The following is a 26070-nucleotide window of genomic DNA, read 5'->3' as shown; positions in this document are numbered from 1 at the left end:
TTCGCTGACAAACATCGCTGACGGCGAGGCGTCGACGTCGGTATCGATGTCGATGACTCTCGAGACGGCCACGGTAGTTCTACCGGTACACGTCCGGTTCTATCGTTTGTCGACGATCGACGCCGAGCGTGTGTCGGTGTGCGCGTGGTGTGTGGCTGTTCGGAATCGCTCGTGCATCTGTCACTCGCAGATCACGGGGTGGCGACCAGTACTGGACGGTCGCTATCGATGATTACTCCCTGTGCGACGCTGCCGAACACCACTTTTCCGACTGGCGTTTGGCTTCGCGTTCCGACGACGATCGAATCGACGTCGAACTCCTCGGCGACCTCGAGAATCGCGCTGACCGGTTCGCCGGTGATGTCGTGAATCTCCGCTTCGATTCCCGCGCTCTCGAGTTCTTCGGCGGCGATTCCGACCGTATCCGGGGTTCCCTGAAGATCTTCGATCCGCTCGTTGAGTTCGCGGATGTAACTCGTTCCGGCTTCGTCGCCCGGGGCGTCGATCTCTTCGTGAACGTGCAATAGATCGACGCGGACCGATTCGGCTGCCTCCGGCAGGTCGCGAATGGCTTCGATCTGGGCACGCGTGCGCGGTTCGTCCGAATCGATCGGCGCAAGTACGCGGTACATATGAGCCACCAATGAACGGAGGTATATCAATGTACGTGAGCCGGGAACACTGAGCACGGATCGATACCGGCCACAGCAAGGGACACACCACCAGTTCCTCGAGACTATTTGTTACCTATATTATGTATAGCAGATAGTGTAGGGATAGTGACAATTACTTGTCCACACTATCTGGCTCGTCGGCGTCAACGACCCAATACGGATTCTATCTGACTGCGGACAGTCCGTACAGGCTCGTGTACCGACTAATATCACTCTTTGAGTTGTTCTAACGGGTGAGCCTGCTCGCTCTCTCAGTGGCGTTGTTATTTCGCCGTCTCCACCTAATTCGTCGACCCACGACACCGACAGTCCGCCCTCAATAGGACATTACCTCCTGATGCGTAGCGATTTCGGATACGTACGCTTCTCGTGTATGCGTCGACCGCCGAAGCGTCGACGCGCCGACACACCGACACGATTCATTTTAGCGTCTGTGCTAGGCACACGTTGTCGAAGTGGCGGACAAATAACATGTGTGCCGTATAGATAGTATCGCTCCGCTCGATCCGTTGCAAGCGCAAGGTCAGGGCTAACCTCGTCCGTCGCCACGCCAACATATGGCAAGTGACGACGAACTCGAGGATTTACTCGACGAACTCGACAGTCAGGGCGATCTCGAGACGTCACAGCAGCAACTCTCGATTCGAATGGAGCGTCGACGATACGACAAACCGGTGACGATCGTCGAGGGATTCGACCTCGAGACCGCCGATCTACAGTCGACGGCGTCGGAACTCAAGCGCTCGTTGGGGACCGGTGGCACGGTCAGCGACGGGCGAATCGAACTGCAGGGAGACCACCGCAACCGCGTTCCGTCGTTGCTTCGCGAGCGCGGGTTCGACGTCGAGGGGTGAGACGGCCGCGTTCGACGTGTCGAATCGTCTGAAGCGGCTGTGAGCCACGACACAGACCGCTCAGTCGACCTCGCCATCAGTGCATGCCAACTGGTAACGTATCGAAGTCACTTTATGGTATCCCCCTCCACGTACACGTATGAAAATCCGTCCGGCGGAGGCTGCCGATTTTTCGGCCATCAAAGCGGTCGCTCGAACGACCTGGCACGATACGTACGACGAACTCGAGGCCGAGTTGATCGACCGGACCGTCGACAGGTGGTACACCGACGACTCGATGCCACTCGGGGCTCCGGGAACGGTCGTCCTCGTCGTCGAGATCGACGGGTCGGTCGTCGGCTTTACCCACGCAGTGGCACAGGGCGAAACTGCCGACATCCTCCGAATGTACGTCGAACCCGGCTGTCAGGGCGACGGCGTCGGAACCGACCTCCACGAATGCCTCATCGAACAACTCGAGGTCTACGACGTCGAACGGATTCGGGCGTTCGACTTCGCCTTTAACGACACCAGTCGGCAGTTCTACGAAAGTCAGGGGTTCGAACAGACCGACACCGGCGAGGTCGAAATCGACGGCGAGTTCTACGACGAAGCGGTCTACGCTCGGGACCTGTAGCGTTCGACGGTATTCGTCGTTGGTCGCGCTTGGTCGTTGGTCGCGCTTGGTCGTCGGTCGCGCTTCATTGTCGGCCGCGTGATACCCAACTGTGGTGGGTGATAGCACTTTGTCACTCGCGGTCCTCGATTAGCGTATGGAGATCCGACCAGCGACTGTCGACGACTACGAGGCGATCAGAACGGTCGCTCGAGCAACCTGGCACGAGACGTACGACGAACTCGAGGGGGAGACGATCGACGAGACGGTCGACGACTGGTACGGCGACGAGCGACTCGAGGCAGCCCTCTCGAAACCGGGGACGGCGTTTCTCGTCGCCGAGACGGCCGACGAAGGGGTCGTCGGCTTCACGCACGGCGTCGTCAGCGAGGCGGAAGGCGACGTCCTCAGAATGTCGGTTCATCCCGACCACCAGGGCGAGGGCATCGGGACGGCCCTCCACGATCGACTCCGGGCGGACTTGGAGGATTTCAACATGGAGCGAATGCAGGCGATCGACCTCGCCTCGAACGACGGTGGTCAGCAATTCTACGAGAAACAGGGCTTCGAGCGGACCGGCGAGGGGACGGTCGAAATCGGCGGCGAAGAGCGCCAGGAGGTCGTCTACACGCTCGAGTTGTGAAGGCACTAGGAAGGACTCGACCGTCGTTCGCGGTTAGAACTCCTCGGTCGGCGGGGCGATCCCCTCGTCGTCGCCCGCGAGTTCGAACTCCTCGCGTACCTCTCTAATCCGATCGCGGATGTCGGCTGCGAGTTCGAACTCGAGGTTGCTCGCGGCTTCGTCCATTCGATCCTCGAGTTCGGTGATGTAGCGTTCGGCTTCGTTCTCGTCGGCGATGTCCTTCCCGGAGACGCTCGAGGTATCGGTCTTGCTGCCGGGCAGGTTGGTCTCGCCGACGTCTTTCTCGATGGTCGTCGGCTCGAGGCCGTGTTCCTCGTTGTACTCGCGCTGAATTTCACGGCGGCGTGTGGTCTCCTCGATAGCAGACTCCATCGCGTTCGAGGGCTCGTCGGCGTAGAGGACGACCTCGCCGTTGACGTTTCGGGCCGCCCGCCCCATCGTCTGGACGAGCGTCGTCTCGCTGCGGAGGAAGCCCTCCTGGTCGGCGTCCAGAATTGCGACCAGCGAAACTTCGGGGATGTCGAGTCCCTCTCGCAGAAGGTTGATTCCGACGAGCACGTCGATCTCACCGAGTCGCAGCGAGCGGATGATCTCGTGGCGCTCGAGCGTGTCGGTCTCATCGTGCATGTACGCGACGTTCACGCCGGCTTCCTCGAGGTACTCCGTGAGGTCCTCGGCCATCCGCTTCGTGAGCGTGGTCACGAGAGTTCGCTCGTCGCGCTCGATTCGGTCGTCGATGCGATCCATGAGGTCGTCGACCTGCCCGCTGGCCGGCGAGACCTCGATCGCGGGATCGACGAGGTGTGTGGGGCGGACGATCTGCTCGACGATCTGGTCGCTGTGCTCGCGTTCATAGTCGGCAGGCGTCGCCGAGACGTAGAGCGTCTGGTCGGTCTTCTCTTGGAACTCTTCGAACGTCAGCGGCCGGTTGTCGTAGGCCGTGGGGAGTCGGAAGCCGTTCTCGACCAGCGAGTCCTTTCGGGACTTGTCGCCGGCGTACTGCCCGCGAACCTGCGGGAGGGTCACGTGGGATTCGTCGACGACGGTCAGGAAGTCCTCGGGGAAGTAGTCCAGTAAGGTGTAGGGAGCCTCGCCGGATTCTCGATCCGAGAGGTAGACGGAGTAGTTCTCGATGCCCGAACAGTAGCCCGTCTCCTGCATCATCTCGAGGTCGAAGGAGGTTCGTTCCTCGATGCGCTGGGCGGCGACGAGGTCGCCCTGGCGCTCGAAGTACGAGATCCGTGAATCCAGATCGTCGCGGATCTCGTCCATCGCGTTCTCGAGTTTCGTCTGCGGAATCGAGTAGTGCTCTGCGGGGTGGACGAGGACGGCCTGTTGCTCGCCCTGGGTCGTCCCCTCGAGTGGGTCGACTTTGACCATGCGGTCGATTTCATCGCCCCAGAGCTCCACGCGGACGGCGTAACGGCCGTACATCGGGTAGATTTCGATGGTGTCGCCCCGGACGCGGAACGTACCCTGCGTGAAGTCCACGTCGTTTCGCTCGTAGTTCAGATCGACCAACTGGGCGAGCAGTTCGTCCCGACCGATCTCCTCGCCGACCTCGAGTCGCAGGGACATGTCGATGTAGTTTCGCGGGTCACCCAGCCCGTAGATGGCCGACACCGAGGCGACGACGATGACGTCCTCGCGGGTCAGAAGCGAGCGCGTCGCGGAGTGGCGCAGCCGATCGATTTCGTCGTTGACCGAGGCGTCCTTGTCGATGTAGGTGTCGCTCTGTTCGACGTAGGCCTCGGGCTGGTAGTAGTCGTAGTAGGAGACGAAGTACTCGACGGCATTGTTGGGGAAGAGCTCCCGAAACTCCTCGTACAACTGGGCGGCGAGCGTCTTGTTGTGGGCGATGACCAGCGTCGGCTTCTGGACTTCCTCCATGGTCCAGGAGACGGTGTTGGTCTTACCTGATCCCGTCACGCCGAGGAGGGTCTGTTTGTCCATGCCCGACTGGAACCCGTCGGCCAACTGCTCGATGGCTTCGGGTTGATCCCCCGCAGGCTCGAAGGGAGCGTCGACCTCGAAGGGACGATCGACGTCGGGTCGGTCCGGCTGAAGCGGGCCTCGAGAGTCGGAGTCACTCATTATCAGGTTCAGGGCGTCGAGGTACTTTACGCGCTCGCATCTCGAGTGGTCGTACTCGAGTCCATCGGCGAGGCGGACTTCGACTCGGCCACCCGAACGTGGCGACTGCCCGCCAAATCGTTATGAGGCGACTCGAGGAGTGTCCATGTATGACCGAGCAACTCCAGCAGGCCCGCGACGACTTAGAGGAGGCGGCGAAGTCAGCGGACGACGACGACATTCGTGAGGACATCCGCGAAACGAGTGAGGCGTTCTCCGACTACGTGATGAGTGATAGCGAACCCGATCACGCTATCCTCGACGAACGCCTCAACACGCTCCGATTGGCTCGCGAGGAGGCCGACGGAAACACGAAGGCGAAACTCGAGTCGGCCATCGAGACGACCGAAGACTATCGAGAGACGCTCGAGCAGGCCTGAGCGGTAGTGCTGGTGCTGGTGCTGGTGGTGGTAGTATCGGTCGCGGTAGCGGTAGTGTCAGTAGCAGCAGCGGCAGCGTCGATAGTGTCGGCATCGGTAGTGTCGGTCGCGGCTACTCGAACTCGCATACGCACTTTCACTTGCACTGTTGCTTTCACTTGCACTCGTACTCGCACTCGCACTCGAGTAGTGCTCTCGAGTGTACCTCACCGTGACACGACAGCCATTGGACTGTCCCCGGCACCTCACTGAACCCTGATACTGTATCACCCCTGTCATTGAATTGTTGACACTACAGTGGCCGCTACTAGCTTCCAACAGCTTCCAACAGCTGCCAGTAGCTGCCAGTATTTTCCAGCAGCTGTCAGTCGTTTCTATTCGACTTGCAGAAATTCCTGCTCGGCCTGTCGGGAGTTTTGTGCAACCTGTAGTGCGACCGTGGTCACGGGGTTTCCACACCCTCCCCAACCGAGTCGTTCACTCGCGGGTTCCCCGCTCGCTCACTCCTCCCTCGCGAGTCGCGTCGCGTCTCGCTAGCGCTCTCCGCGACGCCGCGCGCCACTGTTACATCGACACTCGTTATCCGCCGAGAAGGTGAGTTGCGGGCGTTTGGTCGGCGACTGCTCAGCTGATCCTGGTCTTCCGTGTGGTCGTTTCCGTTCGTCGGCCGGTTCGTGCCCTCGTGGTGCCTCCGTGAAGTGTCCAGCGAACCCGACAAACGCCTTTTCTACGCCCGTCTGTCACTGAACGACGATGAGTACGTACGAAGCGGCGCTCGTTATCATCGCCGTGGGACTACTGGGGGCGATCGTCTTGCCGCGTCTGCTCGCCGGCAAGCCACTCTCCCTGCCGATGTTCTACGTCGCCCTCGGTGGCGTGCTCTTCACCGTCGTCCCGACTGCGCCGACGATTGACCCGGTCGCCAACTCGACGGTAACCGAACACCTCACCGAACTGGTGGTGATCATCGCCCTGATGGGTGCTGGATTGAAAATCGATCGACCGTTCGACGTGACGAGTTGGTCGGCGACGTGGCGATTGATCGGTATTACGATGCCGCTGACGATCGGCGCGGTCGCGCTCTTGAGTTGGATGGTGCTCGGACTCCACCCGGCGACGGCGATCCTGTTGGGAGCCGTCCTCGCGCCCACAGATCCCGTTCTCGCCTCTGACGTGGACGCCGGCGCACCGTTGACCGAACTCGAGAAGGAAGCTGCACCGGCCCACCGGTGGGGGTCAGTTCGCTTTTCGCTGACGTCGGAGGCCGGCCTCAACGACGGGTTGGCGTTTCCATTCACCTACCTCGCGATCGCCGTCGCTGCGGCAGACAATACGACGACGCACGTGTGGCTCGTGGAGTGGGCGCTCGTCGACGGACTGTACCGGGTTGCCGTGGGGCTCCTCTTGGGGTACGCGATCGGGAACCTAATGGCTCGACTCGTTTTCTACGCACCGGCGCCGTCACACCGAGCCGAAATAATGGCGGGTGCTGAGGCCATCGTGGCGACGTTACTCGCCTACGGCGTCACGGAACTGCTTGGGGGATACGGATTTATCGCGGTGTTCGTTGCGGCGCTCGAGTTACGACGATACGAGTGGGAACACGAGTATCACCGCGAGTTGCACGATTTCGCCGCGCTCGTCGAGCGGCTCCTGATGGCGGCGGTTCTCGTCCTCTTTGGCGCTGCGATCGCAGACGGACTCCTCGCCCCGTTGACCGGGACTGACGTCCTCGTCGGCTTGGCAGTGATAGTGCTCGTCCGGCCCCTTGCTGGGTTGCTCGGATTCGTCGGATCCGACGCGCCGTGGAGCGATCGAACGGCAATCTCCTTTTTCGGCATTCGCGGAATCGGCTCCTTCTATTACCTCTCTTTCGCGCTCGCACACGTCTCGTTCGAAGAACTCGAGTTACTCATCGCGGCGGAACGACTGTGGGCTCTCGTCGGCTTGGTGGTGCTGGCTTCGATCGTTCTCCACGGAGTGACTGCGGGTCCCGTGATGAACGCACTCGAACGGCGTCGGAATCGACCGACGCCACCAGACGACACAACTGAGAGGAGGCTGGCTGACGAACGGACCGATTGAATCACTCGAATCGAACCCAACTAAACGGTTGGTCCCACAGCACTCGAGCGCTTTGACTCACGCATCGAGGTCAACTCGAGGGCGAACGACCCCCTCGAGCGACCGATCGAGAACGCCGAACTCGACCGCGACGGTCTCGAGTACGCCCGTCGAGACGAGATTGCAAGGTGACGGTTTTCAGTGACGGTCGTACAATCGTCCGGTAGATGGCCGACAGTACCGCGACACGGTGGGAATACGAGACGGTTCGTCCGCCGCGGGACCCGACGATGGAGGAGGCCGCGGATCCGGAGAAGGAACTGAACGAGATGGCTGCCGACGGCTGGGAACTGGTCGACACCATCGACTACAGCGGCGGTGGAACGAAGTTCCTCGTCTTCAAGCGGCCGGCTGACGAGGGCGACGATGGGTAACGACGAGGACGGCCCGGGAACGGCGAACACGATGCGCGAGCGGGCCGGTGAGAGCCGATTCAAGTTCTGGTTCCTGCTCAAGGCAAATCGGCTCGTGCTCACCGGCTTGCTCACGGTCGTCTTTTTCCTCGCGTTCATGACAGGCGTGTTCGTCGATCCGGTGCTCTCGGACATGGTCGCCGAGCGGGCGGTCATCGAGGCGATGTTCTCGACGATGATCAGCGCGCTGATCACCGGCATCACCCTCGTCGTCACGATCAGCCAGCTAATCATTTCCCAGGAGAACGGGCCACTCGGCGATCAGCGCCAGCGAATGAGCGAGGCGCTCGACTTCAGAACCTACATCAAGGAAGTGACCGGCAAACCCGCGCCGGCGGACCCGTCGGCGCTGCTCCGCGAAATCGTCGACACCAGCGAGAACCGAGCCAACGATCTCGAGGAGTCAGTGGAGAAACTCGACGATCAGGAACTCATCGACGACGTCAACGAGTTCACGGAGAGCATCACCGGAAACAGCGATGCCGTCCGGGAACAACTCGAGGGACAGCAGTTCGGGACGTTCGACGTGGTCAACGCGGCGCTCGACTACAACTACTCGTGGAAGATGTTCCAGATCGATCGCATGGAAGACGACTACCAAGACGTCTTAGAGGACGAGCAGATGACGGCGTTCGCCGACCTCCGGACGTCGCTGGCGATGTTCGGGCCGGCCCGCGAGCACGTCAAGACGCTGTACTTCCAGTGGGAGTTGATCGACCTCATGCGGCTGATACTCTACGCCGGTATCCCCGCCCTACTCGTCTCGGGGATGATGCTGACGTTCGTCAACGAGGCGACGGTTCCCGGCTCGACGCTCGGCGTCAGCAACCTGCTCTGGCTCGTCGGCGCGGCGTTTTCGGTCACACTCGTCCCGTTCTTGTTGTTGACGACGTACGTCACTCGAGTGGCGACCGTCGCCAAGCGAACGCTCGCGATCGGTCCGCAAATCCTTCGACAGTCACAGCGTTGATCGGGCTGGGAGAACTCAGTCAGGTGGGGATCCGCGCCCGACTCACTCGAGTCGGTCTAAGACGGCGTCTTTCTCGTAGGATAGTGAAAGCGACCGCGAGCGGCCGCGGCCGTCGACGTCGGCGTAGTCGGCGTCGATCAGGCCGAGTTGATCGAGTTTGTTGACGATTTCGGAGTAGCGCGTGTAGCCAAGGTCGGTTCGCTCGTGAAACGTCTCGTAGACGTTCCCGGCTTGCTCGCCGTCGTTGTTGGCGATGACCTCGAGCAAGGCCCGTTCGGTGTCGGCGAGCCCCGAGAGGCTTCGTGAGAGGTTGATGTATTTGGATTTCTCGTAGGCCGACTCCACGTCTTCGCGCTCGACGGTGCGACTGGCGCGCATTTCTGCGTTGAGTCCGGCCCGTCGCAACAGGTCGATGCCGACGCGAAGGTCGCCGCTTTCGGCGGTGAGATCGGCGACGTACTCGAGGGTCTCGCGGGCGATCACGCCGTCGTGAAAGCCGCGTTCGACGCGTTCTGAGAGGATGTCGACGATTTCGGATTGGCCGTAGACGGGGAAGTAGACGTCCTCGGGCCGGAAGACGCTCTGGACTCTCGAGTCGAGTTCGTCGATCACGTCGAGTGCGGGATCGGAGGAGACGACGATGACACCGATCTTCGCACCGGGATACTCCTCGTGGGCTCGCAGGAGCGAGTACAGCGTGTCCGAGGCCTCGTTTTCGTAAAAGAGGTAGTTGACGTCGTCTAAGGCGACGACAAGCACGCGGTCTTCCTCGACGAGCTTCTCGGCAATCTGCCCGAAGAGTTTCTTGAAGGAGATGCCCGACGACGGCGGTTCGTAGTCGAACGTCCCTTCGAAGAGCCGTGAGAACACCGAGTAGCGCGTCGCGTTAACCTGGCAGTTGACGCGAATCGTTCGCACGTCGCTGGTCTGGGCACCGACCTCGTCGAACAGTTTCTGAATCGACGTCGTCTTCCCGGTTCCGGGCGGTCCACGGACCATCACGTTGAGTGGTCGCGACCCGCGCACCGCTGGCCGGAGCGCGTACGTTAGGCCCTGTGTCTGGCTCTCGCGGTGTTTGAACGTCTCGGGAAGATAGTCGATCTCGAAGACGTGTTCGTTCTTGAACACGGATTCGTCCCACGACAACATCCCCCCGTCGGGGTCGTCCACCATCACTTTCACCACGCTCTCGTAGCTACTTAGTTCTTCGCCGCAGTTTCACCGTTCTGGCCGTGTAACGTGGCGTTTCACCTTACGCCGCCTCGATTCGTTCGACTTCGCGCTCGAGGTCGGCCGGATCGATTCGCCCGTTGTGCGTCATCCGGACGTGCGCTCGAACCAATCGTTCGACCTCATCGGCGCTGCTCGAGCGAATCAGGAACTGACAGGGCCCCGTCGAACACTCGAACTGGTAGGTCACGACATACCATTATCTGGGAACCGACGTAGAAATTGCACTTGCAGTTGCCCACCGTTTCGTCGACGAACAGCGCGTGGACCCCCTCAGTCGAACTTCTCGAGCAACCGATCGTAGAAGACAGGCGACTCGGCCGGTCTCCCACCGTTTGCCGCGACTGGCTCCTCGGCGGCTTCGTCGGCCAGTTTTTCGACGATCAGTTCGGGTGTCGAACGAGCCAGGTGGTCTTTGACCGGCGAGCGATTCACCTCGAGTGCTCCGTCAACGAGACCGACGGCTTCGATGCCGTCAACGGTCACGTCGTAGTCGGCCATCTCGCGAATCTCGCCGGCCAAGTGCGAGACAAACACTCCCGTTGCGCCGTTTTCGGAGAGCGCCTCGAGGATGCCCGCGATGATCTTCGCCGACGCCCCGGGTTCGGTGATGCTCTCGAGTTCGTCGACGAGGACGAGCGAGCCCTCGCCGCCCTGTGCGAGGTCCGCGAACTCTCGGACGGTCGACTCGAACGCGCCCGCGTCGAGCGTTCCCTGCGTCTTCGCGTGGTAGTGCAGGTCGTCGAATCGCCGCACCTCGACGTCTTCGGCGGGGACGGGCAGTCCCATGTGGGCGAGCACGACGACGCTCGCGACCAGATCCAGCGTCGAGGTCTTCCCGCCGCTGTTGACCCCCGAAAGTAATGCGACGCCCGAGACCTCGTAGTCGACGGGATCGATCGCCTCGAGTGACTCCTCGAGCAGGGGCGAGCGCCCGCCGTCGATGGCAAACCCGGCAGACCTCTCGCCGTCGAGGTCTGCCGGATCCACGACCGTCGGCATCGTACACTCGAACTCGCTCGCGAAGCGGGCGATAGCCAGTTCGACGTCGAGTTCGAGGGCGTCTCGAACCAGTCGGCGCGCGTCCTCGCGCTGGTCTGCGAGATCCGCGGCGAGTTCGCGTTTGAGCCGACCCGCCCGTCGTTCCTTCGTCGCCGTCAGGTCTTCTCGCAGCCGCGAGATCGTCTCCTCGTCGCGCTCGACGGGGAACGTCGGCTCGTCGCTGAACGCCCGCCGAGCGATTTCGGCTTCCCCCGAATCCAATTCGAGGGCGTCAATCAGGTGCTCTCGCGCCGCGTCGACGGCGGTGGCGTACTCGTCTGCAAGCTCTCTCGAGAGCAGCGAGTCGACGCCGGCACCGCGTTCGACGAGCGAGAGCAGGTCCGAGCCCTCGATCGTCACGTCCTGTGCTTGGATCGCTTCCCGGAGGCGATCGTTGGCCACGCTCTCGGCCGCGCCCGCTGCGGTGTCCAGATCGTCGACGGCGACCGTCAACCGATCAAGTTCGTCGTCGCCGGCGACGGTCCCGTCCGCCTCGAGCCGGGAGAGCCCGTCCTCGAGCGCGTCGAGGTCACACGCTGGCTCGAGATCCGCCTCCCGGTGTACCTCGATCGCCGCCTGCAGTCGGGTTCGGTTGCGCGCGTAGAACGCGAGCGGACGCTCGGGGACGACGTCCGCCGGGTTCTCGAGGGCGTCGGGTCTGACTTGCACGTCGCCGTCGATGGTCACGCCGGCGAACGATTCGTCCAGCGCGATCACCGTCGAGTAGCCGCGGGCGAGTTCAGCCAGCCCCTGTGCGTCTTCGACGATTTCGACCGACAGCTCCGGAATCGCTTCTCGCGCCGTTGAATACCGCTCGGCGTCGGTCGTCGCGAGACAGCGCTCACGGACCCGAACGTCACCCGGCGTCCGGAGCGATTCGACGTCCCCGAGGGCCGTTCGGACGTCGGCCGAGTCACACTCGCGGTCGATCGCTCGCCGGGCGAACGCCTGCACGTCCTCGATTCGAGACCGGCTCGGACTGGGATAGATCGTCTCGAGTCGCTGAGCGGCGTAGTCGGTGACTGTCCGCGCTTTGAGCAGGGCTAACAGTTCGCGATACACGTCGCGAGCACGGTCGGTCGCCAAAAAGCCGCCTGGGTCGTCGTGTTGTCGCCTAATTGCGCCGCGGACGATTCGAGCGGCGCGCCCCTGTGACATTCCCGGCGCGCTCGCGACGGTCGCGACATCGCCGCGTTGCAGTGCGCGCTCGGGGTCGTCGAGCGTTTCCAGCGCCCGGGCGGTCTTTTCGCCTACACCCGGGATCGACTCGAGGTCCATGCTTCGTGAGCAGCGTATCAAACCGGAGCGAGAAAAAGCTCCCGCCCGCGGCGGCGTTCGGCTTGCGCCTTCCGGGTCGGCCGTTATTCGACGCGGTTCCCAACGCGTGGTATGGTACTCAAACGTCTGCTCGGCTCGACGGCGACCCGGTCGCTCACGGTCGTCTCGGTGCTTTCAGCGGCACGAACCGCGTTCAGCAACGGAAAGCGCATCCGCGCGATCGCCTTGCTCGGCGTCGCCGTTCTCGCCTGGAAGTGGATGCTCATCGGGCTGGCCGCACAGGGCCTGCTCAAAGTGATCAGCGGCGGAAAATCGTCGGCGTCCAAATCGGCGTAACGGTTGCCGTGGTTCTTCGACCCGTCGTTCGACACTCGAGTCGACTCTTCTGAAACGCTCGAACGCTAGGTCGGTACTGACGGCATCGACGGTGTCACCGCCTCGAGCGTCGCCGCCGCATCGAGGACCGTCGCGTCGTCGAATCGAGAGCCGACGAGCATGAGTCCGACGGGGAGGCCGTCGACCTCGCCGACGGGAACGCTGATCGCGGGGTGGCCGGTTCGGTTGAACGGCGTCGTATTGGCGACGACGATCTCTTCTCGCAGTCGGTCGAATTCGTCCATTTCGGGGACAGTCTCCGGCGCGGTGTCGAGTGTCGTCGGCATCGCCAACAGGTCGTGTTCCGCGAGCAACGCGTCGTAACGTTCGGTGAGTTCGACGACGAGGTTCATCCCGTCGGCGTAGTACCGCGAGTGATAGGTCTCGTTCGCGTACGCGCCCATCAGCACGGACAGCTTCAGCGGTGCCGGAAAGTCGTCGGCCTGAACCCGACGCGCCGAGCCGAAGAACTCGATCCAGGAGGTGTTGTACCAGGCCTTCCAGCCGTGGCCCATCCCCTCGCCGATCATCGCGTCGAGCAGTCCCTCCGCCGTGCAGACGGTGTGAATGTCGCCCGCATCGCGGTGCATCGGCTCGGAAACGTCCTCGAGCGAGGCTCCCTCGTCCGCGAGCGCGTCGAGGGCCGTTCGAACGCGCTCGAGGACGCCCTCGTCGGCTTCGGCCCGATCGAACCCTTCCTCGAGCACGCCGATCGAGAGGTCGGCCGCGTCGCCCTCGAGACGCTCGTGATACGGCTCGACTGGAACAGGCGCGTGCGAACGCAGATCTCGCTCGTTGCTCCCGGCGATGACGGAGAGCAGCCGAGCGGTCGTCTCGACGTCCGGGGCCATCGGTCCGGGGTGGTCGATCGCGTGTGCGAGGCCGATGCAGCCGGTGTAGGGAACCAATCCGTAGGTCGGTTTGTGGCCGACGATCCCACAGAGGGCGGCCGGAATCCGAACGCTCCCACCTTGATCGGTGCCGATCGCCGCATCCGCGTCGCCCGTCGCGACGAGGACCGCACTACCGCCGCTCGAGCCCCCTGCGAGGTAGTCGTCGTCGTGTGGGTTCGTCACCGATCCGAACGTGCTGTGGCCCGTCCTCGTCATCGCGAAGTCGTCCATGTTCGCCTTACCGACGACGTCCGCCCCGGCCTCGAGCAGCCGCGTAACGATTGTCGCGTCCACGTCTGGTACGTAGCCCTCGACGACCTGTGAGCCACAGGTCAATTCGACGCCGGCGACGCAGACGTTGTCCTTGATCGCCACCTCGAGTCCGTCCAGCGCGCCGCCATCGTCACCGGCGACGAAACAGCGACTCACCCAGGCGTTGTGAGGATTCTCCTCGTCTGGGACGCGGATTCCAGCGCTTCGCTCACGCCGGTCGAACCCGCCGAGTCGAGACGCGGGATCGTACGACCGAACCGTCTCGTACGCGCTCACGCGGGATTCGGCCAGTGAGACGAATTGCTCGAGTTCCTCGTCGGTGAGGTCGAGAAACAACGATTCGCCGAGTTCGCGCAGCGTCGCTTTCGTTGGCGGTCGAATCGGCATACGGAGGTACTCGAGACGCCCAGTAAAGTCGTTAATTGACGCCGAATACGAACTTCACGGATTCGTGAACGCACTCGAGTACGTAGTTCCGGGCGCGTGATTCGAGACGGACTGTGTCGTCGCGGTCGCCCGCCGATCTCGCCACAATCGTCTGTCGGTGTCACCTCAGTCGTCGCTCGGAGAGGTGGTGGCGGTCGTCGGCGCTGGCTGTTCGTCGACGATCCAGCCGTCTTCGGTCGCGCGTTCGGCGATGTGTGGCTGGAACACCCAGACGGTCAGCACCAGAAGCGGAATCATCGTGAGCGCGACGACGGCGTAGCCCACGTGGAGATTCGGCAGGAAGGGAGCGGCGAACAGGAGCGGATACACCGATCCGCCGACTGTTCCGATCCCGCCAACGATGCCCGCGACGGTTCCCGAGTTATCCGGGAACATCGCCGGCACCTGCGCGAAGATCGCCCCTTCGGAGAACGCACAGCCGACGCCGACCAGGAAGCCGGCGAACACGGCCAGATAGATGTTGCCGGACAACCCGGCAGCCGTCATGCCGAATAGGGCCACGACGACGAACACCATCGTGGCGAACGTCCACTGCTCGCGGTAGCGGCCCTCGAACCACGGGAGGATGTTCCGCTCGTTGCGCGCCAGAACATCGCTGATCCACCCGCCAAGCGGTCTGAGCAACCCGGCCGTGATCGAGAACGTGGCCGCGAACGTCGCCGCGATCACGAGGTCGCCTTCGCCGAACCCCTCGCGGTAGTAGGTGCCGAGCCAGCCGTTCATCGCGACCTCGAGACCGAAGGTCATGATGTAGGCGGCCGAAAGCACGACGGCACCGTGGCGCGTCGCGATGTAGAGCCACTGGGCCTTGGTGACGCCAGCTTTGGCAGCCTGCCGTCGTTCTTCGGTCCTGGCGGCGTCGCCGACGACGTAGTAGACGATTCCGAGAACGACGGCGAGCACACCAGTGTAGAAGAACGCCGCTCGCCAGTTCGAGGCGAACAGCGGTCCGGCGTACCCCTCGCCGAAAATCCGCGGCAGCGTAAAGTACGCCCCGAGGCCGGCACCGGCGTTGCCGACGCCGGCGAAGATTCCTTCGGCAAGGCCGAGGTTCTCCTCTTCGAACCACTGTGCGACGTGTTGGATGCCGATGACGAAGGTAATCCCCGCCAGCGAAGCGATGATCCGCGAGACGGTGAATATCTCGTACGTCGGCGCGAACGCGCTGAGAATCGAGAAGATTCCGACGACGACGAGCGTGACTCCGGCCGTCACCGGTGCACCCAGTTTATCGGTGACCGGCCCGATAACGATCCGGCCGAGGGGGACGGCGACCACGGCCGCACTCGAGACCAATCCGAGTTGGGCTACCGATAACCCGAACTCCGCGGCAATTTCGTCGGTAAAGGGGGCGAACGAGAACCAGATGACGAACCCCAGATTGAACATCGCGGTCGCGAGCAACAGGTTGATCCACTTTCGGTCGATCATCGCGTTCCCCCGTCGCTAGAACGACCGTTACGCTCGAGTGGCGTCGCGCTCGAGACGAACCGTTCTGTTGTACACGGCCACAATCTCTGGAGATTCAGAACACAAACCCTTTCGCAAATCGATATTCTATGGACGTTTGAACTCATCTCACGCTTTACAGTGGACGCACGGGGTCGGTTAAACGTATTTATTAGTCACACCCAATAATAACACGACGTGGGCATACCACTCATCCAACCTAGAGCCGTTTAAGGATCTGACAACTGTCTCTCGCAGCTCGAAAAACGACGATATCTCAGCTAATCGCTGCAATAATTCGACAACCCACACTCGAGGTGTGTGGAACGCGAAAGCACGTTCGAGGACAACGTTACTCTTCTAAGTGTTCGATGCCTTCCTTCGAGACGTTCGCTTCGGTGATCTCGTCGGGCATCCAGTTGGGCTTGTCGTCGGGTGCCGTTTCTTCCCACGCCCACCCCTCGTAGATGTGTACCTTGCTCGTTCCTTTCTCCCGTAGTCGGAGTTCGACACGTTCTGCGTCACTTTCACTCGAGCCCGGCTCGAGCCGTCGGGCCGCCTTGAGCGCCGCCTGACGGGGTGTATTACCCGAAAAGACGCTCGACTCGTCGCCGCCCGACTCGCGCAGTGCAAAGTTTCGTTTACCGTCTTCACGTACCATGGTTTTCGACTCCATGCCAATTCAGCACATGGTCCGACATAAAGATATCCCTGAAAACTGAGTGAACGTGCCACTACTTTTATGTAGATTGCCTGCGCCAGTGTTCTAAGAGTCTCTTCAGTCCCTCCGACTGTCGTCTTCACCGGTTCGGCCCCGGATGCGTTTCATGAGCGTACCGGTTATTCCTTGAGCCGTCGAAAACACTTAAGTATATCCTACGGCGAAGTTCGGAATAGAATCCCGCGATGGTACGGAAAAAGAAGCTGAGTCCAAGCGGTGCGAAAGACGAAGATGGCAACTATCACAACGTCCACCTCAATCTCCACGAGGACGAACTCGCAGTCGCGGGGATGGATATCGGAGACGAAGTCTTCGTTCGAGTTCGGGACGGCAAGATCATTATCCAGAAAGCCGACAAAGAGGACGTCGAACACGAATTCTAGAGAACGAAGTTTTGCGCTGTCGCTCGAGAGAGCCAAGCTCTCTCGTGATGACGAGACGCTTTCGGCGTCTCGAACCACGTTCTGGCACGCTGTCGGCAGCGTAGCTGCCGCCGAGCGTGCCGTCACTCGGCAAAAATTCGATTAAAAGCCTTCTCTTTCCTCTTCGCTCACTCCGCTCGCTTCGAGTCAATCGTCGGCCCGCTCGCTCGTTTCACTCGCTCGCGGTACAGTACGTCGGACTACCACCGTGGGTCGTCGCTATACACCGAAACTCGAGAACGACTCTCGACTACCGCAACGCCTCGAGATCGAACTCGAATGCCACGAACCCACCTTTTCCGCTCACGGCGTCGCCGTTCGCGCAAAATCTGGACCAAAAACCGTCGCTTGCCCTACCGAAGCGCCTCGAGATCGAATTCGAAGGCTGCAACTGGCACCTCGAGGTCGTGTTCGACGAGCACTTTGGGGTGAACCTCGCCGATCACGCCGACTTCTTCGCCGTCGACGACGATCGCTGCCGTTCGACCCGAAATGAAGGATGGGTGGTCGGTCGGCGGGGTCTCGAGGTCGCCGTCGAAATCGTCGACGACCGCCTGCAGTCGCGCCTTGGCGTCTTCGTACCCAGCATCGTGGTTCGCGAGGACGGCCCCGACGTGTCGACTTTCGCCGACGCCCGTGTTCTCGCCGTCGTCGAGTGCCGCGCGGAAGCCGATCTCAGAGAGGTGCTGTGGGTACGAGCGGTGGGTGTTTCGCTCGAGAACCATCACGAGCGAGGGGAGCACCCACGTCCGGAGCATCGTGTAGTCCTCGCTGTAGGGCTCTTTGATCGTCGCCGGCTCGCCGGCGCCGTAGGCCGCCGAATCGGGCTCGAGTCCGAGGCGCTCGAAATTCGCTTCCTCGTTGATCATGTGGAAGTTGAGCATGTCCTCGAAGCCGAGGCCGGTTAGCTGCGTGCGAACGGCCCGCTCGAGTCGCGAGCGTTCGTGACGGCCGCCGACGGTGCCCACGTCGGGGTACTTGGGCTCGAGGTCGTTGAAGCCGTAGGCGCGCCCGAGGTCGTCGATGACGTCGAGCGGGTGGAGCACGTCGACGCGGTAGGGCGGGATGGTGACCTCGTAGACGAGGTCGCCCGACGACGCGGCGTCGTCGGTTGCCTGGGGCGTGTCCGAGCTGTTCGCGGCGTCTCGTTTCTCGAGTCCATCTCGATCCTCCAGTGGCGTGATGCTCTCCTCGCCGTCGCCCGTCTCTTCGTCCTCGCGTTTCGTGGCCTCGAGTCCCGAGCGTTCGGCCAGGTCGATCACTTCCGCAGGATCGAAATCGATCCCGAGAATGGTTTCGATGCGGCTGTGTGCGACCGTCTTCGTCTTCGTCGAGAGATCCGGTCGTACCAACTCGTGATCGGGGTATTCGACGGAAACATCCTCGATCGTCGCCCCGCGCGCAGAGAGCGCGTAGCAGACGATGTTCAACATCTTGTCGATCGTCCACTGATCGGTGCCCGTCATCTCGACGAAGAGGTCTCGAGAGTCGGTCGAGACCTCGGTGCGCCGGCCGTTGATCACCGGCGGGAACGAGAACAGTCCGAGATCGTCGTAGATCGCAGGGTAGCGCTCGTAGCCGCTGACGAGGTCGGCGTACGTCTGGCCCGTCTGGTGGTCCTCGAGGACCTGCGCCGGCGTCATCTCGAGGTCCGAATCGAGCGGGACGAACGTGTCTTCTTCGGGGTCGACGCCGACGTACTGGATCGTCGACCCGCCGCCGTCCGTCGCCGTACTTCCTTTCAGCATCGTCAGGTCGTGAATCCCGATCGCGCCCTTCGCGCGTTTTCGCCCCATCGTCGCGTGGAGCTTCTCTTGGAGCTGGATCAGCGAGTCAAGCGCGTCTTCGTCGAGGTTCACGTCGCGGATAACGGCACCCGTGACGTAGGGGCGCTCGTCGGGGACGGACTTGTCAACTTCGATGGTCCACTCCGCCGAGTTCGGTGAGGGGACGTGTACGCCGCGAGCGTCGCCGTAGTGATAGCGCATCGAGCGAGCGACGCCCTCGACGGAGAGGCGATCGAGTCGATCCGGGGCGAACTCGAGTTCGAACTCGCCGTCTTCGGTTCGGCCTTCGAACTCGAGGCCGAGGCCGAAGAGGTCGTCGATGAGGTCGTCGTCGCTCGTTTCCTCGTGGCCGGTTAGTTCTCGGAGTTCGTCTGGGTCGATATCGACTGTTGGCATCAGTAGGTCACCTCCGCGTTTCGCAGGAACTCGAGGTCGGCGAGCGTGCCGTGGAGGTCGCGGATGTCCTCCGCGCCCGTTGTGAGCATGGCGAGGCGCTCTAAGGCGAGCCCCCAGGCCATGACGTCACAGTCGACGCCCAAGGGTTCTAACATCTCCTCGCGGAAGATACCCGAGTTGCCGATCTCGATCAGTTCGCCCGTCGTGGGGTGGGTGCCGAACAGTTCGAAGCTCGGTTCCGTGTACGGATTGTAGTGTGGCTTGAACTGGATGTCCTCGATCCCGAACTGGGCGTAGAACTCCTCGAAGGTGCCCATCAGGTCTCGAACGGAAAGATCCTCCGCCATCACCCAGCCTTCGATCTGGTAGAACTCGAGTAAGTGCGTCGCGTCTAAGGTGTCGTTTCGGTAGGCCTTTTCGACGCTGAAGAACCGTGCGGGCGGTTCGACCTCGCCGATTTCGGTTCCGGAGAGGTACCGCGTCGACAGCGAGGTGGTGTGCCCGCGCAGGGCGAGTGCCCGCGCGAAGTCCTCGTCCCACGGCGAGTGGTAGCCTTCGCTGTCCTCGCCGACACCCTCTCTGTGTGCGCGTTCGACACGCTCGACGAGGTCGTCCGGTAACTCGTCGATGTGGGTCGGTTGCTCGAGGGCGAACCGATCCCAGTGGGTGCGCGCGGGGTGGTCTTGTGGCATGAACAGACAGTCGTTGATCCAGAAGTCCGCGTCGGCGTGGGGGCCGTCCATCTCCTGAAAGCCCATGCCGACGAGCACGTCTTTGACGCGCTCGGACATCTGGCGGAGGATGTGGACGCGTCCGCCCTCGACCGACTCCGCGTCGGCCTCGACGTTGTACTCGGCAAATTCGACCGACTCCCACTCGCCACTGGTCAGGAGTTCGGGCGTGACCTGTCCGACCGTCTCGGCCGTCTCGATACCGGCCATCAGCTCCGTGACGCCCGCGTCGGTGAGCGTCACCTCGCGAACGGTCGATTCGTTCACCTCGAGCAAGCCCCGGCGCTCGAGGTGCTCGAGGGTGTCTTCGTCCACGTCGGCGCTCTCGGCGGGAACGCCATCCTCGCTGGCGAGCGTCTCGAGGGCGTTCGCCTCGGCGTCGGCGGCTGGCTCGGCGTCGGCATCGGCCGTAATCTCGCCGCTGTCGATGACGCCGTAGCCCTTCCGGGCGTAGTTCGAGAGGGCGATATCGACCTGTGGCCCCTCGAGGCTGCTCGTTCCGATCGCCTGACCCATTCCGATGGCGTCGGCGTCGGCTCCGGCCTCGAGTGCTGCCTCGTAGAGTCGGATCTCTGGGAGCTGTTCGTCGGCATACTCGCGTCCTTCGTCGGTGAGCGCGATCGTTTCGTCGACGCGTTCGTCGACGGCGACCAGTCCCTCCTCCTCGAGCGCGAAAACCGCGCCGGTGACGGTCTCGGGGGGAAGGTCGGTCGCCGCAGCGAGGGCGTCGACGGATTGGGCCTCGTCTGCGCTCGCGGCCTCGACGACCGCGACCTGTTGTTCGGGAAGTTGCATTCGCTTGTTCGTATGGCTGCGTGTCTCTCAGTTAGCGGTTCCGATACTCGTCGGGTGCTCCCGACAGCCGATTTAACGGTGCGGTTTCGCCCCGGATACACGATGTGTGCGTGCGGGGATCCACCGGCCCGGCGTCACCGGGCGAAGAAGAAACCGAATCCCCGTCTGTCACGCAGTCGTCTGGCGTCTCGCTTGACACGGGCGGGGGATTCGAGTGCCATGCCTCTCGTATTGCGATACCAGACAAAAAGTCTTGTGTCGCTCGATGTTTCGCGATTAGGGGCATCCCGAGGATCGAACGAACGGGGAGCCACTCACCCCAAAACCCGTTACGAGCGACGGCGTGGTGACTCGAGTTCGATATCCGCTTGCTCGAGCAAGTCCTCGACTTCCGCGCGCTTTTCCTGGTGTTCTGCGAGGAACTCCTTGATGAGTTGGGCGGCTTGTTCCTTACAGTCGCCACAGAGACGCTCGCCGCCGACGCACTCGTCGTAGACGCGTTTGGCGAACTCGTCGTCGTCGCTGGCCAGCAGGTAGGCGTAGAGTTCGTAGACGGGACACTCGTCGGCTTTCCCGCCCTTCTCGCGTTGTTCTTCGGCCGTCTCGCGGCCGCCGGTCGTCGCCGACTTCACCTTGTCGTAGCCGTCTTCGGGGTCGTCGAGCAGCGAGATGTGGCTCGCAGGAATCGAGGAGGACATCTTGCCACCCGTCAGCCCGGTCATAAATCGGTGGTAGATCGACGACGGTGGCTGGAAGCCGTGGCCGCCGTTGTCGACTTCGACCTGGCGAGCGAGTTCGCCTGCCTCCTCGAGTTCGATCTCGAAGGCGTCGATGTGACTCTCGTAGACCCGTTTCTCGCCCTCGATGGCGTCGATGAGGGCGTCGAAGGCGTCCTCGGTCGCCCGTCGATCGAAGAAACGAGTGCGGGGACGAACGGGTTCCATTCCGGCTTCCTCGAGTTTCGTGAGCACCGACGCGAGCGTGTCGGCTGGAACGTCGAGGTCCGAAAGCGGCGTCTCCTCGAGCGCCTCAGCGACGTGGACGCACCGAAGGTCGTCGTCATCGAAGTCGGCCGGATCGAGTCGCTCGTAGCAGTCGGCGACGAGGTCGCGCTCTGCGGGCTCGAGTTCGAAGCTGGCGTAGGCCTCGCTGACCTTGAAAAAACGCATTCGCTCGGCGAGGTCCCGGGCGAGTCGAACGTGAGGGTCCTGATCCGGGCCGACGGGGATGACGGTCGGCTTTGGCTCCTCGAGTTGGGGGTAGAGGATGTCGGCCATCTGGGTAACGACCGACTGCATGTGGGAAACGTCGGTCTCGCCGTCGAAGCCGTAGATCGCCTGGAACTCCGAGAAGTTGGCCTCGGCTCCGAGTTCGAACGCCAGATCCTGCAGTTCGCGGTTTTCAGACTGACGGTAGAGCGTGCCTTCCTCGGGGTCGAACCCGAGTGCGAGCAGGGAGAGCAGGTAGTCGCGACCGTGCTCGTCGATCTCCTCCCAGCTCATGCCGCGGGCGGCATTGGCCTCGAGATCGGCGATCAGCCCGTAGGCGTCGGCTCCCTGCTGTTGATGCCAGATGATCTCGTCGAAGACGAGCTTGTGGCCGATGTGGGGGTCACCCGTCGGCATGAATCCCGAGAGAACGGCTGCGGGCTCGTCGTTCCGGAGGGCCTCCGCGACCGGGCCGTACTCCCGGTGGCCGAAGATGACGCCTCGGCGCATCAGGTAGTGTGGGTGGGGGACCTCCTCGAGGACCTCGTCGAACTCCTCGATGCCGAACTCCTCGAAGAGGTTTCGATAGTCGGAGACGCTCGAGGAACCCCACGGATCGAGGGCAACGTCGTCGGCTCCGGCAGCGCCGCCGTCGGCACGAAGCGCTGACTGCGATAGCACGGAGCGTTCACCTCCATCGGTCGTCGGTTCCCCTGACTCGGCTCTCTCGAGTGGCTCGTCTCCGGTCATTACTGGTTTTCTTCGCGTTCGGGCGCGCAAAAGCCTTCGGCTTCGCCGTCGTGCGCCTCGACACTATCCGTGTAATCCATTACCTCGCACGTCCATATCGATATTAACTCATGGAGATCCAGCTATTCGACACGACGCGCGACATCGACGCGTCGCGGATCGACGCTGACCCGGCGACGATCCGCGAGCAGGTCCTGGAGTACGAGTCCGGCGAGCGCACCGAGTTCGACCTCAAGGTCGACTACCTCGAGGGGTTCACGGGCAAGGTCATGCGAGCCATGGCGGACATCCCGGCGGGTGAGACACGAACCTACGGCGAGGTCGCGACGGCCCTCGAGAGCGCGCCCATCGCCGTCGGGCAGGCTTGCGGACGGAATCCGATTCCCGTGATCGTCCCCTGTCACCGAATCGTGGGCGTCGACTCGCTCACGGGCTACGCTGGCGGCCTGGACCTGAAACGACGGCTTCTCGAGCACGAGGGAGCGGCGATTCCGGGCGAGCCGTAGCCAGCCACTCCCTGGGAATTGTCGCTCTAACTGTTATAGTCGCCGCGACCGACTGGTTCCGTATGTCCACCGTTTCGATCCTCACTGACGGCGATGTCTATTCACAGTACGACTACGAGCTGGTCGTCGACGCCATGCGAGACGCCTTCGCCGAGCGCGCCGCGGGGACGCTCGAGGCCCCGCCGCGGTGGCACGTCGACGCCGGCGAGGGCGACCTGGTGTTCACCGCGGGCGCGGCAACCGGCTCGACGAACGCGGCCGGTTTCCGAGTCTACGAGACCCATCCCGAGACCGGCGCGGACCACACGGAACTGGTAGCCGTCTTCGACGCGACGACCGGCGCGTTCAGGGGGCTCCTCCTCGGCCACGCCGTCGGCGGCCTACGAACCGGTGGGATCGGTGGCGTCGCGATCGACGCGCTCGCACCCGAGGACAGCGCCACGTTAGGCGTGTTGGGAAGCGGCTTTCAGGCTCGAGCGCAGGTCGGCGCGGCCTGTGCGGTCCGTGACTTCGAGGAGGTTCTCGTCTACAGTCCGACGCCGGACAGCCGACGGGAATTCGCGGAGACGGCCGACGACGACGTCGGCCCCTCCGTCCGTGCACTCGAGGACCCCGAACCGGTCGTTCGCTCGGCCGACGCGCTCGTCTGTGCGACGAACAGCACGGACCCGGTCTTCGACTCAGAGTGGCTCGAGTCGGGCACGCACGTCACGACCATCGGCCCGAAGTTCGAAACCGCACACGAACTGCCACTCGAGGTGCTCGAGCGCGCCGATGCAATTACGACGGACTCGATACCACAACTCGAGGCCACCGACCGACCGACGGTCGTCGGAAGCGAGCACGACGACGAACTCGTCGAACTCGCCGACGTACTCGCGGAACCCGACCGCGGGCGCTCGAGCGCGGCCGACCTCACGGTGTTCTGTTCGGTCGGGCTTTCCGGCACGGAGGTCGTCCTTGGAAACAGCTTTCTCGAGGCGTTTGGGTCGTCCGAGGAGTCCAAGGAGTGACTGTCACCCGCGCCCGCTGGCGGCCGTATTCGACCGTCGATTCGTGGCAGGGGTGACCGTCGATTCGTGGCGGAGGCGACCGTAATATCACACTACGCCTCGAAACGCCCCACGCCATTTTACCCCGTTCGCGCTGTCCACCCGCTATGGGAACCAATCGCTCTCGCCGCGCGTTTCTCGCGAGCAGCGGCGGGATCGGCGCGGCCACCATCGCCGGCTGTACTAACGTTCCGGAGACGGACTCCGAGGAGCGAGCGGACGCCGACGCAGGAACGGTCGTCTCCCAGCACCACCTCGCGACCGAGGCCGGTCTCGAGGTCCTCGAGGAGGGCGGAACGGCCGCCGACGCTGCTATCACCGTCGCCTGTGCCTTGAGCGTCGTCGAGCCCTGGTTTTCCTCCGCGCTGGGCGGGGGCAGCTGGGCGCTCTACTACGACGCCGATTCCGAGGAGGTGACCAGCGTGGACGGCGTCGGCCCCGTCGGCTCCGACGCCACGGTCGAGGACTTCGAGGAGCGCGCCGAAGAAGACGGCATGCACCAGGCCGTCGTCCCCGGTGCCTGGGATGGCTGGATGGTGTGGCTCGAGGAGTACGGCGCGCTCGACCTCGAGGAGGTGCTCTCGCCGGCGATCACCCTGGCTCGAGAGGGCTACCCGGTCAGCGAGGAGATGGCCAACTGGCTCGAGGACGAAGCCGCGCAGATCGAGGACAGATCCGACGCAGCGGACCTCTACATGCCCGAGGGAGACCTCCTTGCGGAGGGAGAGACGGCGTACCAAGAAGAGATGGCGGAGACGTTCGAGTCGCTCGTCGACGCGTACGATGACGAGCGAGAGGAGGGTCGAACCGAGGCGGTACAGGCCGCGAGAGACTACTTCTATCGTGGGCCAATCGCCGAGGAAATCGTCGAATTCTCCGATGAACACGACGGCTATCTCACGGACGAGGATCTCGAGGCGTTCGAAGCCGAACTCGCCGAGCCGCTCTCGATCGAGTACGACGAGGACATCGACGTCTATCAGAACCCACCGAACAGCCAGGGGATCACGCAACTGTTGGCGTTGGCAATCCTCCGGGAGTACGACGTGTCCGACCTCGAGCCCGACGACGCCGACGCGATTCACGTGCAAGTCGAGGCGATCAAACTCGCGTTCGCCGACCGAAACCACCACGTCGGCGACCCCGAGCGAGTCGACGTGCCGGTCGAGGAACTGCTCGAGGAGGAGTACGCGACGTCCCAGCGCGACCGGATCGACACGGACGAGGCCATGGAGTGGCCGATCGACTCCGAACTCGAGGATTCGGACTCGAACTCGAACTCGTCCGCATTCGCCTCCGTCGGCGACGCCGATCACACCTCCACCTTCCACGTCGTCGACGGAGACGGCAACGCGGCGGCCGTAACGACCAGTCTGGGCGCGCAGTTTCTGGTCGTCGGTGAGACCGGAATTCACATCAACAACCGAATGCGGATGCTTTCCCTCGAGGACGAGAATCCGAATCAGGTCACTCCCGGCTACAAGGTCCGACACACGTCGAATCCGTATCTGGCCCTCCGCGACGGCGACCCCTACATTCTGGGCGGAAACACCGGCGTGGATACCCAACCCCAGGGCCAGACCCAACAGTTTCTCAACGTCGCCGAATTCGGACTCGACGCACAAGACGCCATCTCCCACCCCAGATTCGTCAGTACCGCGTTTCCGGCGACCGACGTCCCCCACGACGCCGAAAACACGCTCGAGATCGAATCGTCGTACCCCGAAGATGTGCTCGAGATCGAATCGTCGTACCCCGAAGATGTGCTCGAGGACCTGGAGGATCGCGGACACGACGTCGTGGACGCGCCGTCCGTCGGAACCGCGACGATGCTCGTCCTCGAGGACGACGACGCGCCACAGATCGGTGCCGAATCGAGAATTACGACGGCCGACGGTGACACGCTGTCCGACTCCGAGTAGAGCGCGAG

General features: G+C 62.8%; 23 protein-coding genes. 12 read left to right on the top strand and 11 right to left on the bottom strand.

What is annotated here, in order from left to right:
- Positions 1-191 precede the first annotated feature (191 nt).
- Positions 192-632 (bottom strand): universal stress protein, encoded by a 441-nt coding sequence (locus BLW62_RS15420; RefSeq protein WP_090507935.1) that lies wholly within the window; start codon positions 630-632, stop codon positions 192-194.
- 599 nt (positions 633-1231) lie between these two features.
- Here BLW62_RS15420 and BLW62_RS15415 point away from each other — a divergent pair.
- The 3 genes from BLW62_RS15415 (at position 1232) to BLW62_RS15405 (ending at position 2766) form a co-directional block, all read left to right on the top strand.
- Positions 1232-1528: an SUI1 family translation initiation factor gene (locus BLW62_RS15415; RefSeq protein ID WP_076583044.1), complete on the top strand. Its 297-nt coding sequence runs from the start codon at positions 1232-1234 to the stop codon at positions 1526-1528.
- 139 nt (positions 1529-1667) lie between these two features.
- Positions 1668-2144 (top strand): GNAT family N-acetyltransferase, encoded by a 477-nt coding sequence (locus BLW62_RS15410; RefSeq protein ID WP_090507934.1) that lies wholly within the window; start codon positions 1668-1670, stop codon positions 2142-2144.
- A 136-nt stretch (positions 2145-2280) separates the two neighbouring features.
- Complete coding sequence (locus BLW62_RS15405; protein ID WP_090507933.1) at positions 2281-2766, top strand: GNAT family N-acetyltransferase; 486 nt, start codon at positions 2281-2283, stop codon at positions 2764-2766.
- 33 nt (positions 2767-2799) lie between these two features.
- On the opposite strand, the gene uvrB is transcribed toward BLW62_RS15405, so the two are convergent.
- Positions 2800-4860 carry an excinuclease ABC subunit UvrB gene (uvrB, locus tag BLW62_RS15400; RefSeq protein WP_090507932.1) on the bottom strand — a complete coding sequence of 687 codons (2061 nt, stop codon included), beginning with the start codon at positions 4858-4860 and terminating at the stop codon, positions 2800-2802.
- A gap of 149 nt (positions 4861-5009) precedes the next feature.
- Between uvrB and BLW62_RS15395 the strand changes: the two genes are divergently transcribed.
- From BLW62_RS15395 to BLW62_RS15380, 4 genes are all read left to right on the top strand, one after another.
- Entirely contained in the window at positions 5010-5279 is a 270-nt protein-coding gene (locus tag BLW62_RS15395; RefSeq protein WP_090507931.1) for a DUF7553 family protein, read from the top strand.
- Positions 5280-6032: 753 nt separating this feature from the next.
- On the top strand, positions 6033-7364 hold the full coding sequence (locus tag BLW62_RS15390; RefSeq protein ID WP_090507930.1) for a cation:proton antiporter: 1332 nt from the start codon (positions 6033-6035) through the stop codon (positions 7362-7364).
- Between the two features lie 206 nt (positions 7365-7570).
- Complete coding sequence (locus tag BLW62_RS15385) at positions 7571-7777, top strand: Sp36 family protein (RefSeq protein ID WP_090507929.1); 207 nt, start codon at positions 7571-7573, stop codon at positions 7775-7777.
- Positions 7770-8786 carry a DUF7972 family membrane protein gene (locus tag BLW62_RS15380; RefSeq protein WP_090507928.1) on the top strand — a complete coding sequence of 339 codons (1017 nt, stop codon included), beginning with the start codon at positions 7770-7772 and terminating at the stop codon, positions 8784-8786. Before BLW62_RS15385 ends, BLW62_RS15380 begins: the two co-directional genes overlap by 8 nt.
- A 42-nt stretch (positions 8787-8828) precedes the next feature.
- On the opposite strand, the gene BLW62_RS15375 is transcribed toward BLW62_RS15380, so the two are convergent.
- From BLW62_RS15375 to BLW62_RS15365, 3 genes are all read right to left on the bottom strand, one after another.
- The gene (locus BLW62_RS15375) at positions 8829-9959 is read right to left on the bottom strand and encodes an ORC1-type DNA replication protein (protein WP_090507927.1); all 1131 of its coding nucleotides are present in this window, start codon (positions 9957-9959) and stop codon (positions 8829-8831) included.
- 79 nt (positions 9960-10038) lie between these two features.
- Positions 10039-10206, bottom strand: a complete 168-nt coding sequence (locus BLW62_RS15370) for a DUF1059 domain-containing protein (RefSeq protein ID WP_090507926.1) — start codon at positions 10204-10206, stop codon at positions 10039-10041.
- 83 nt (positions 10207-10289) lie between these two features.
- Positions 10290-12335, bottom strand: coding sequence for a MutS-related protein (locus tag BLW62_RS15365; protein ID WP_090507925.1), 2046 nt, complete (start codon positions 12333-12335; stop codon positions 10290-10292).
- A 111-nt stretch (positions 12336-12446) separates the two neighbouring features.
- On the opposite strand from BLW62_RS15365, the gene BLW62_RS15360 reads away from it, so the two are divergent.
- A complete protein-coding gene (locus BLW62_RS15360) occupies positions 12447-12671 on the top strand; it encodes a hypothetical protein (RefSeq protein ID WP_090507924.1) in 225 nt (74 codons plus the stop codon).
- Positions 12672-12736: 65 nt separating this feature from the next.
- On the opposite strand, the gene BLW62_RS15355 is transcribed toward BLW62_RS15360, so the two are convergent.
- From BLW62_RS15355 to BLW62_RS15345, 3 genes are all read right to left on the bottom strand, one after another.
- The gene (locus BLW62_RS15355) at positions 12737-14263 is read right to left on the bottom strand and encodes an amidase (protein WP_090507923.1); all 1527 of its coding nucleotides are present in this window, start codon (positions 14261-14263) and stop codon (positions 12737-12739) included.
- A 165-nt stretch (positions 14264-14428) separates the two neighbouring features.
- On the bottom strand, positions 14429-15754 hold the full coding sequence (locus BLW62_RS15350) for an MFS transporter (protein WP_090507922.1): 1326 nt from the start codon (positions 15752-15754) through the stop codon (positions 14429-14431).
- A 370-nt stretch (positions 15755-16124) separates the two neighbouring features.
- Positions 16125-16433, bottom strand: coding sequence for a non-histone chromosomal MC1 family protein (locus BLW62_RS15345; RefSeq protein WP_076583332.1), 309 nt, complete (start codon positions 16431-16433; stop codon positions 16125-16127).
- Between the two features lie 245 nt (positions 16434-16678).
- On the opposite strand from BLW62_RS15345, the gene BLW62_RS15340 reads away from it, so the two are divergent.
- Complete coding sequence (locus tag BLW62_RS15340; RefSeq protein WP_076583016.1) at positions 16679-16876, top strand: hypothetical protein; 198 nt, start codon at positions 16679-16681, stop codon at positions 16874-16876.
- Between the two features lie 392 nt (positions 16877-17268).
- Here the strand turns inward: BLW62_RS15340 and BLW62_RS15335 are convergent, their stop codons facing one another.
- The 3 genes from BLW62_RS15335 to BLW62_RS15325 form a co-directional block, all read right to left on the bottom strand.
- Positions 17269-19098 carry a tRNA ligase subunit PheS family protein gene (locus BLW62_RS15335; RefSeq protein ID WP_090507921.1) on the bottom strand — a complete coding sequence of 610 codons (1830 nt, stop codon included), beginning with the start codon at positions 19096-19098 and terminating at the stop codon, positions 17269-17271.
- Positions 19098-20624: a phenylalanine--tRNA ligase subunit alpha gene (gene pheS / locus BLW62_RS15330; protein WP_090507920.1), complete on the bottom strand. Its 1527-nt coding sequence runs from the start codon at positions 20622-20624 to the stop codon at positions 19098-19100. The genes BLW62_RS15335 and pheS overlap by 1 nt, the downstream gene beginning before the upstream one ends.
- Positions 20625-20953: 329 nt before the next feature.
- Complete coding sequence (locus BLW62_RS15325) at positions 20954-22582, bottom strand: tryptophan--tRNA ligase (protein WP_090507919.1); 1629 nt, start codon at positions 22580-22582, stop codon at positions 20954-20956.
- A 110-nt stretch (positions 22583-22692) separates the two neighbouring features.
- Here BLW62_RS15325 and BLW62_RS15320 point away from each other — a divergent pair, with 110 nt between their 5' ends.
- The 3 genes from BLW62_RS15320 to BLW62_RS15310 all read left to right on the top strand — a co-directional run bounded on the left by BLW62_RS15320 (position 22693) and on the right by BLW62_RS15310 (position 26062).
- Positions 22693-23088, top strand: coding sequence for a methylated-DNA--[protein]-cysteine S-methyltransferase (locus tag BLW62_RS15320; protein WP_090507918.1), 396 nt, complete (start codon positions 22693-22695; stop codon positions 23086-23088).
- 62 nt (positions 23089-23150) lie between these two features.
- A complete protein-coding gene (locus BLW62_RS15315; RefSeq protein WP_090507917.1) occupies positions 23151-24101 on the top strand; it encodes an ornithine cyclodeaminase family protein in 951 nt (316 codons plus the stop codon).
- Between the two features lie 146 nt (positions 24102-24247).
- Positions 24248-26062: a gamma-glutamyltransferase family protein gene (locus BLW62_RS15310; protein WP_090507916.1), complete on the top strand. Its 1815-nt coding sequence runs from the start codon at positions 24248-24250 to the stop codon at positions 26060-26062.
- Positions 26063-26070: the final 8 nt, after the last annotated feature.

Origin of the sequence: Natronorubrum sediminis (genome assembly GCF_900108095.1) — an archaeon.
Classification (GTDB): domain Archaea; phylum Halobacteriota; class Halobacteria; order Halobacteriales; family Natrialbaceae; genus Natronorubrum; species Natronorubrum sediminis.
Note: the sequence above shows the minus strand (reverse complement) of the source record. Positions and strands in the feature narration are given on the sequence as shown.

Bases quoted from the DNA above. Each gene is read 5' to 3' on its own strand.
- BLW62_RS15420 (WP_090507935.1), bottom strand. From the start codon at position 632: ATGTACCGCGTACTTGCGCCGATCGATTCGGACGAACCGCGCACGCGT.
- BLW62_RS15415 (WP_076583044.1), top strand. From the start codon at position 1,232: ATGGCAAGTGACGACGAACTCGAGGATTTACTCGACGAACTCGACAGT.
- BLW62_RS15410 (WP_090507934.1), top strand. From the start codon at position 1,668: ATGAAAATCCGTCCGGCGGAGGCTGCCGATTTTTCGGCCATCAAAGCG.
- BLW62_RS15405 (WP_090507933.1), top strand. From the start codon at position 2,281: ATGGAGATCCGACCAGCGACTGTCGACGACTACGAGGCGATCAGAACG.
- uvrB (WP_090507932.1), bottom strand. From the start codon at position 4,860: ATGAGTGACTCCGACTCTCGAGGCCCGCTTCAGCCGGACCGACCCGAC.
- BLW62_RS15395 (WP_090507931.1), top strand. From the start codon at position 5,010: ATGACCGAGCAACTCCAGCAGGCCCGCGACGACTTAGAGGAGGCGGCG.
- BLW62_RS15390 (WP_090507930.1), top strand. From the start codon at position 6,033: ATGAGTACGTACGAAGCGGCGCTCGTTATCATCGCCGTGGGACTACTG.
- BLW62_RS15385 (WP_090507929.1), top strand. From the start codon at position 7,571: ATGGCCGACAGTACCGCGACACGGTGGGAATACGAGACGGTTCGTCCG.
- BLW62_RS15380 (WP_090507928.1), top strand. From the start codon at position 7,770: ATGGGTAACGACGAGGACGGCCCGGGAACGGCGAACACGATGCGCGAG.
- BLW62_RS15375 (WP_090507927.1), bottom strand. From the start codon at position 9,959: ATGGTGGACGACCCCGACGGGGGGATGTTGTCGTGGGACGAATCCGTG.
- BLW62_RS15365 (WP_090507925.1), bottom strand. From the start codon at position 12,335: ATGGACCTCGAGTCGATCCCGGGTGTAGGCGAAAAGACCGCCCGGGCG.
- BLW62_RS15360 (WP_090507924.1), top strand. From the start codon at position 12,447: ATGGTACTCAAACGTCTGCTCGGCTCGACGGCGACCCGGTCGCTCACG.
- BLW62_RS15355 (WP_090507923.1), bottom strand. From the start codon at position 14,263: ATGCCGATTCGACCGCCAACGAAAGCGACGCTGCGCGAACTCGGCGAA.
- BLW62_RS15350 (WP_090507922.1), bottom strand. From the start codon at position 15,754: ATGATCGACCGAAAGTGGATCAACCTGTTGCTCGCGACCGCGATGTTC.
- BLW62_RS15345 (WP_076583332.1), bottom strand. From the start codon at position 16,433: ATGGTACGTGAAGACGGTAAACGAAACTTTGCACTGCGCGAGTCGGGC.
- BLW62_RS15340 (WP_076583016.1), top strand. From the start codon at position 16,679: ATGGTACGGAAAAAGAAGCTGAGTCCAAGCGGTGCGAAAGACGAAGAT.
- BLW62_RS15335 (WP_090507921.1), bottom strand. From the start codon at position 19,098: ATGCCAACAGTCGATATCGACCCAGACGAACTCCGAGAACTAACCGGC.
- pheS (WP_090507920.1), bottom strand. From the start codon at position 20,624: ATGCAACTTCCCGAACAACAGGTCGCGGTCGTCGAGGCCGCGAGCGCA.
- BLW62_RS15325 (WP_090507919.1), bottom strand. From the start codon at position 22,582: ATGACCGGAGACGAGCCACTCGAGAGAGCCGAGTCAGGGGAACCGACG.
- BLW62_RS15320 (WP_090507918.1), top strand. From the start codon at position 22,693: ATGGAGATCCAGCTATTCGACACGACGCGCGACATCGACGCGTCGCGG.
- BLW62_RS15315 (WP_090507917.1), top strand. From the start codon at position 23,151: ATGTCCACCGTTTCGATCCTCACTGACGGCGATGTCTATTCACAGTAC.
- BLW62_RS15310 (WP_090507916.1), top strand. From the start codon at position 24,248: ATGGGAACCAATCGCTCTCGCCGCGCGTTTCTCGCGAGCAGCGGCGGG.